Source organism: Streptomyces sp. NPDC058877 (genome assembly GCF_042742855.1).
In the GTDB taxonomy this organism is placed as follows: Bacteria; Actinomycetota; Actinomycetes; order Streptomycetales; family Streptomycetaceae; genus Streptomyces.
Window position 1 is genome coordinate 23,008 of record NZ_JBHYMF010000084.1, and the last position, 7,143, is coordinate 30,150.

The following is a 7,143-nucleotide window of genomic DNA, read 5'->3' on the forward strand; positions in this document are numbered from 1 at the left end:
CTATGTCCCTTTTGTGTGGCGGTGTGCCGTCAGCCCTCGTGGGCGGGAGGCGCGGGCCGCACGTACTCCGGCAGTCGCAACCGGGCCTCCGCGCCGCCGTCGGGCCCCGGGGCGAAGACCAGTTCGCCGCCGACCGCCTCCGCCTGGCCCACCGCGATCGTCAGCCCGAGGCCGTGCCCCTTGCCGCCGTTCTCGGTGCGGAACCGCTGCGGCCCCGACTCCAGGAGGTACGCGGGATAGCCCGGCCCGTGGTCCCGCACGCTCACCACGGGCCCGTCGACCGTCACCACCACCGGCGGAGCGCCGTGCTCGTGCGCGTTCGCCACCAGATTGCCGAGCACCCGCTCCACGCGCCGCCGGTCCGTCTCCACCTCGGCGTCCCGGACGACCCGCACCTCCGTCTCCGTACCGGAAGCCCGCACCACCCGCTCGGCGAGCGGACCGAGCCGGTGCACGGCCAGGTCCACGGTCTCGGTGCGGGCGTCCAGCCGGGAGATCTCCAAGAGGTCCTCGGTGAGCCCGCGCATCGCCCGCACCCGGTCCCGCACCAGCTCCGAGGGCCGCCCCTCCGGCAGCAGTTCGGCCGCGGCCGACAGCCCGGTCAGCGGCGTCCGCAGCTCGTGCGCCACGTCGGCGGTGAACCGCTGCTCGTTCTGCAGCTTGCGCTGGAGTGAGGAGGCCATCGTGTCGAGCGCCCCGGAAACCGTCGCCACCTCGTCCTGGGGCCGCCGCGGGTCCTTCGTCCGGGGGTCGTCCACCCGCGCGTCCAGGTCGCCCGCGCTGATCCGGCGGGCCACCTGGGCCGTCAGGTGCAGCCGGCGGGTCACCCGGGTGACGGCGAAGGCGCCGACGAGCAGCGTCGTCCCGATCGCCAGGACGGACGAGCCGAGGATCGAGCGGTCGAGCGCCTCGATGGTTTCGGCGCTCTGGGTGTAGTCCACGCGCACGGCCAGCGCACGGCCGTCCGCGGGGCCGGCCGCCCACATCGTCGGCCGGCCACCGCGCTCGGCGACCATCGTGCCCCGCTCCCCGCTCGCGGCGAGCACACGGAGCGGGCCCGGCAGGCCGGGCGGATCCACCCCGGCGAACCGGGGGAGCGGCTCGCCCGCCTCGTACAGGCCGGTGACCTCGGTGAGCCGTGCCAGCGCCTTCTCGCGGGAGTCCTGCACGGTCTGGCCGGAGACCGAGACGTGGACCAGGACACCGAGAAGTGCGGCGAGGGCGCAGCACATCACCGTGATGAAGAGCGCGGCCTTCCAGGTCAGCGTCGCCGTCCAGGCGGGCAACCGGGGCGTCCTCACGGCATCGGCTCCAGGGGCGGGACGGGTGCGGTGGCGGGAGCGGGCCGCACCGGGCGCGGTGCGGGCACCGACGGGACCCCGGTGCCGGGCGGTCGCACCCGGACGATCTCGTCCCGGGTGGGCAGCATGCTCTGCTGCCGCTCGTCCCAGGACCAGGCGGTCCGGTACTCGTACCCGGGGATGCCGGCCGAACCGGCCCGCATGATCAGGTCCCGGCCCGCCAACTCCACGCTGATCACCTGGTCGACCGTGGACATGATCCTGGTGAGGCCGCCGTCCTCGGCACGGTAGACGAGGACCGCGACCTCCTGCTCCGGCATGCGGATCCCGACGATCAGTTCGTCCCGGCCGTTGCCGGTGAGGTCGTGGTAGTACGGCCGCATGACCGGACAGGCGGCCGGAGCCGTGTCGCAGTCCGTGATCGCCCGCGCGGTCCTCTCGTACGACGCGTTGCCGCCGGTGTACGCATCCGGGTGGGCGCGCACCTCGGCGCGCACCACGGCCACCGCGTCGACGGAGTGGACGTCGTCGTCGACGATCGTGATGCCGGGGACGCGCGGAGTGTCGGACTCGCCGTAGTCCTTCGGCGGGTCGGTGGCGGGCGGCAGGTCGGGCCAGAGGCGGACGGGCCCCACGGCCGCCGGTGTGGGGCCGGCGCTCCTGAGCTCGCCCTCGTCGTCGCAGCCGCTGAGCGCCAGGGCGAGTCCGAGGGCGCACAGGGCAGTGGTGGCGCGCTGTGCTCCGTGCGGTCTCACACTGCTCCTGGGACGGTCGGCGGGGACGTGTTCTCCCTCTAGACCTTAGGCGGAGCCCCGTCGCTCTTGTCGCATCATCAGCCCGCGGCCCGCCGCCGTGCACCGCGGGGGCCACCCGCACCGCGGGGCGACCGCACCGCCCTTCGGCGTGCGCGGACCGCCCTTCGGCGTGCGCGGCCGGAAAGCCCCTCCACCCCCGAGCACGCCGCTTCCTTCGCGGCGGGCGCGGCCGGAGCAGCACTCCTCCCCGCACGGGTACGGCTAGAACGCCCCCCGCTCCATCCGCGCGAGCGCGGCCCGGCACAGCGTCAGCAGCTTCTCGTCCAGATGGATGTCGTGGCTGCCACAGGCACCTTCGCGGGCATTGTGCCGGCCCCTCCGGGTCAGTTCCGTGAGGATCACCACCTGCGCCTCCGCAGCCGCCGGCCCCATCTCGGCCAGGCACTCCGCGATGTCCACGCGTGCATGACGGTTCTCCTCCCACACCGCCAACAGCACCGGAAGCGACGCCGACACCTCCCCGGACACCCGCCACAGCGCCGCGGCGGAGCGAACCCGTACCCAGGGGTCACGCGAGGCCAGGCCGGGGCGCAGGGCCGGGGCCGCGACTGCCGCCATCGGGCCGATCTCCCCGATGGCCTGTGCGGCGGTGCACCAATCCGTACTCGAAGTCCCCGCTCGCAGCCACCGCTCCAGGGTCGGCAGCGCGTCCACCAGATCGCCCTCGACCGCCCACAGGGCGCGCGCCGCCGCGGTGGAGACCGCGGCCGACTCCTCCCTCAGGAGCTCCCGGAACTCCGGTACGGCCTCCCGTGCGACGGGGCCGAAGGCCGCCAGGGTCCGCAGCGCCGCCTCCCGCACCCAGTCACGCCGGTTCGGGGGCGCCCCGCGCAGCACCCGCAGGACCTCCGGCAGCGCCTGACCGCCCCGCACGGCCGCCAGGGCGTACAGCAGGGGTGCCGCCCGGTCGTACAGCCTCTCGTCGAGTTCCACATCGGCGAGCCTGAGCCGGAGCAGCGGGGCGAGCATCGCGGCGGAGGGGCCGAGCCCGTCCACGGCGTACAACAGTTCGCGCCGCACCTCGGGCTCCGTCAGGGCGCGGGCCAGCAACGGGACCGCCCGGGTGTCCCCGGCCCGGGCCAGCGCGAGCAGCGCTGCGTCCCGCCCGGTCCGCCCGACGAACGCGTGCGCCCCGGGTCCGGCTTCCGTCCTACCCGGGCCCGTTTCCGTGCCGGACGTCCCCGGACCCGTGCCGAGGCGGACGACGAGCGAGTCGGTCGCCGGTGCCCCCAGCTCGAAGAGCCGCTCCAGGAAGGACGCGGCTGCTTCCCGTAGCCGGGGCTCGGGGTCGTGGAGCTGGGCGCCCACGAGCCGGACGACGTCGTCGTACCGCCCGCGCCAGGCCCGTATCAACCCGCCGCACAACCAGATCGCGTCCGAGCGCTGTCCCCAGTCCGGGCTGCGCAATTGCGCGAGGATCAGGGCGATCCGGTCGTCGACCCGGTCGTCGAGCGCAGCGTGCAGGGTGCGGAGCAGTTCTTCGGTCCAGGGGGCCGGGCGCCCGGCGGCGTGTTCCTCCAGCAGCTCCCGGACCTGTCCGATGAGCGTCGGGGCGGCCTCCCGCCCGTTCCCGACGGCGGTCGGGGCCTGTGTCGAGGTCCGGATCTCCTCCAGGAGCCGCGTCACCCACGGCACCACGTCGTCCGGGATGTCGGCCGGTGCGCAGCGTGCCCGTTGCACGAGGGCCGCGAGGCGGAGCCCGGGGTCCTGTGCGGCACGGGCCAGCCAGTCGAGCCAGTCGACGGTCTCCTCGCGCAGCGAAGCGTGCCGCAGGGCGATCCGTCCGACGGCCGCGACCAGGGCGAGCCGCACCTCGGTGTCCCGTTCGACGGTGAGCCGCTCCCGCAGCAGGGTCAGCACGCGTGCCGGCTCGGGGTGCAGCGAGGCGAGCGCACAGGGCGCGGCGAGGCGCACCTCCAGGTCGGGGTCCGCGGCGAGCCCGAGGAAGACGTCGGCCCCGGCGGCGATGGCGGCAGCGGCCATGGCGTAGTTGGCTGCTGGGATGAACTCCTCTTCTTCCGGGTCGAGTTCGTCCAGCTCCTCCTCGTCGTCGAGTTCGATCCCGCCGATGCTGGTGAGCAGCTCGACGATGCAGCCGCGGTCCTGGACCGCGGGGTCGGCGACGAGTTCGAGCAGGAAGGGGATGCACGCGAGCGTCGAGTCGTAGACGTCGCCCTGGTGGTGGACCGCGCCGTACATGCCGTCCAGGGCGGTCTCCCGCTCGGCGGGGTCGTCGGAGGCGAGTCCGCGGAGCAGCTCCGGCACGTCGTCCGCGGGGCCGTACGCGTGCCCCAGCGAGGCCCAGTCGACCTCCTCGATCCCCGTCAGCATGTGCCAGGCCGCCTTCCCCGTGAGCGCTGTACCAGGCAGCAAGTGTGCACCACAGGCCGGGGAACAAGGCCCTGCCGGCGACACCGGACGAGCCCGGAGCCCTCGGTGCGACCTCTTTGCGCCATCTACTCTCGGGAGCAGGGTCGTTGCTTTCGGTAGCCGCCCCCGTGTGCGGGGCGGCGCCCCGGCGCCGGCCGGGCCTGCCGTCATCGCGGGGTGCGGGTCGGGACTGCGGCGGCGGAGTCGCACCCGGGCCCCCGGCGGCTACCCCGTGGGGTCGCCTCCCTTCCGGTCATACCTGAAGGAAAGGGGCTTTCTTCCCGTCGACTTCCGCAATCCATCGCGGCTGATCGGGTGTCGTGGATCCCCTGCGTCGCGCCGGCTTGTGCTAGGGGCCGGAGTGCGGTGCGGTTGGCCGCCCCTCGGGCCGCCCGGCCCGACCCTCCCGGGCGCCCGTTCGCGCCGGCCGGGGTTCAAGGAGGCTGCTTCGATCCGGTTGGTCGGGGCGGGAGGTGGTGTCCGGGGCTCCGGGGCGCCCCATACGTGGCGCGATGTCGACCATGGGGTGGCGGACCCCGCGAGCCATCCGGTTCCCCTTTCGTCCCTTCCGCCACGTCTCTTCCGTGCGGTGATGCGGAAGGGAAGGCGGCGGTCGAGGGGGCGACGGCAGGAGGCGGGCAGGGGGGTGAAGGGAAGGAGTGAAGGGACGGGGCGAAGGGACGGGGCGAAGGGGCGGAGAGTGGGTGCCGTCCGGCGAGTGGCGCAGGAGTCAACCCCCATCAAACGCCCTCCGGTTCGCCAAGGTGCAGCGATCGGACAAAGCGCCGAGGGGGCTCCTCGGGGGCGCCACGCTGCCCGAATTCGGGCATGGAGATCGACAGCGGGGGTCGAACTTCCCGTATAGCGGACAGAGTTCACTGACCTTCGGACAACACATGGTCAAATTCTTGTTGCAGACCTGTCAAACAGTCGGGTTCGCTGGCACGCTCACTGCCGCACCACCCCACCCCCACGATCCCCACGCTTTTCAGCGAAGGAGCCCGCGTGACCCGCCAGCAGTCCTCGCACCGCCGCACCACCGTCCGCGCCGCCGCCCTGCTCGCCTCGGCCGCCATGGTCGTCGTCGGAGTCCAGACCGGATCCGCCAGCGCGGACGTCCAGCGCGAGGCCGGTGCGACCGCGCTCGTGCTCACCGGCACCCAGCGCGCCGCCGCCGTCCAGCAGGCCCAGGCCGGAGCCGCCGCCACCGCCAAGGCCATCGGCCTGTCCGGCAAGGAGGCGCTCGTCGTCCGCGACGTCATCAAGGACGCGGACGGCACCGTCCACACGCGCTACGAGCGCACCTACGAGGGCCTGCCGGTCCTCGGCGGCGACCTGGTCGTCCACCAGAAGAAGTCGGGCGCCCGCTCCACCACCAAGGCCACCCAGGCCCGGATATCCGTGGTGAGCACGACCCCCGCCGTCACCTCCGCCACCGCCAAGAAGGCCGCGCTCGCCTCCGGCGCCCACGCCTCCGAGTCCGCCTCCTCCGCCCGCAAGGTCATCTGGGCGGCCACCGGCAAGCCCGCCCTCGCCTGGGAGACGATCGTCACCGGCGTCCAGCAGGACGGCACCCCGAGCGAGCGCCACGTCATCACCGACGCCACCACCGGCAAGGAGCTCTACTCCTACGAGGCGATCGAGACGGGCGTCGGCAACACCGAGTACAGCGGCCAGGTCACCCTCGGCACCTCCGCCGGCTACACCCTGACCGACGCCGCACGCGGCGGCCACAAGACGTACAACCTGAACGGCGGCACCAACGGCACCGGCACGCTGTTCACCAACAGCACCGACGTCTGGGGCAACGGCAGCCCGAGCAACCCGGAGACCGCAGCCGCCGACGCCCACTACGGCGCCGCCGTCACCTGGGACTTCTACAAGAACGAGCTCGGCCGCAACGGCATCCGCGGGGACGGCGTCGCCGCCTACTCGCGCGTCCACTACGGCAACGCGTACGTGAACGCCTTCTGGGACGACAACTGCTTCTGCATGACCTACGGCGACGGCGCGAACAACCTCAACCCGCTCACCTCGCTCGACGTGGCCGGCCACGAGATGTCCCACGGCCTCACCGCCTCCACGGCCGGCCTGCGCTACAGCCGCGAGTCGGGCGGTCTGAACGAGGCCACCTCCGACATCTTCGGCACCGCGGTCGAGTTCTACGCGGCCAACTCCTCGGACGCCGGTGACTACCTCATCGGCGAGAAGATCGACATCCGCGGCGACGGCACCCCCCTCCGTTACATGGACAAGCCCAGCAAGGACGGCAACTCCGCCGACTACTGGTCGAAGTCGGTCGGCCGCCTGAACGTCCACTACTCCTCGGGCCCGGCCAACCACTTCTTCTACCTGCTGTCGGAGGGCAGCGGCGCCAAGACCATCAACGGCGTCAGCTACAACTCCCCGACCTACGACGGCTCCACCGTCACGGGCATCGGCCGCCAGAAGGCCTACCAGATCTGGTACAAGGCCCTCAGCACCTACATGACCTCCTCCACCAACTACGCGGGTGCCCGCAGCGCCACCCTCTCCGCCGCCTCCGACCTCTACGGCGCCGGCAGCGCGGAGTACAACGCGGTCGCCACCGCCTGGACGGCGATCAACGTCAAGTAACGCCCGCACGAACCCCGAAGCGCCCGGCACCGTGGAGGTGC

4 protein-coding genes are annotated in these 7,143 nt (G+C 73.1%); 1 reads left to right on the forward strand and 3 read right to left on the reverse strand.

Annotation, left to right across the window (positions count from 1 at the left end):
• Positions 1-29: 29 nt before the first annotated feature.
• The 3 genes from ACFW2Y_RS20290 to ACFW2Y_RS20300 form a co-directional block, all read right to left on the reverse strand.
• Positions 30-1,301, reverse strand: a complete 1,272-nt coding sequence (locus ACFW2Y_RS20290; RefSeq protein WP_384880913.1) for an ATP-binding protein — start codon at positions 1,299-1,301, stop codon at positions 30-32.
• Positions 1,298-2,056 (reverse strand): hypothetical protein, encoded by a 759-nt coding sequence (locus ACFW2Y_RS20295; protein WP_384880916.1) that lies wholly within the window; start codon positions 2,054-2,056, stop codon positions 1,298-1,300. Before ACFW2Y_RS20295 ends, ACFW2Y_RS20290 begins: the two co-directional genes overlap by 4 nt.
• A 261-nt stretch (positions 2,057-2,317) precedes the next feature.
• A complete protein-coding gene (locus ACFW2Y_RS20300) occupies positions 2,318-4,447 on the reverse strand; it encodes a HEAT repeat domain-containing protein (RefSeq protein ID WP_384880918.1) in 2,130 nt (709 codons plus the stop codon).
• A 1,044-nt stretch (positions 4,448-5,491) separates the two neighbouring features.
• On the opposite strand from ACFW2Y_RS20300, the gene ACFW2Y_RS20305 reads away from it, so the two are divergent.
• The gene (locus ACFW2Y_RS20305; RefSeq protein WP_384880921.1) at positions 5,492-7,102 is read left to right on the forward strand and encodes a M4 family metallopeptidase; all 1,611 of its coding nucleotides are present in this window, start codon (positions 5,492-5,494) and stop codon (positions 7,100-7,102) included.
• The last annotated feature ends 41 nt before the right edge of the window (positions 7,103-7,143 follow it).

Bases quoted from the DNA above. Each gene is read 5' to 3' on its own strand.
- ACFW2Y_RS20300 (WP_384880918.1), bottom strand. From the start codon at position 4,447: ATGCTGACGGGGATCGAGGAGGTCGACTGGGCCTCGCTGGGGCACGCG.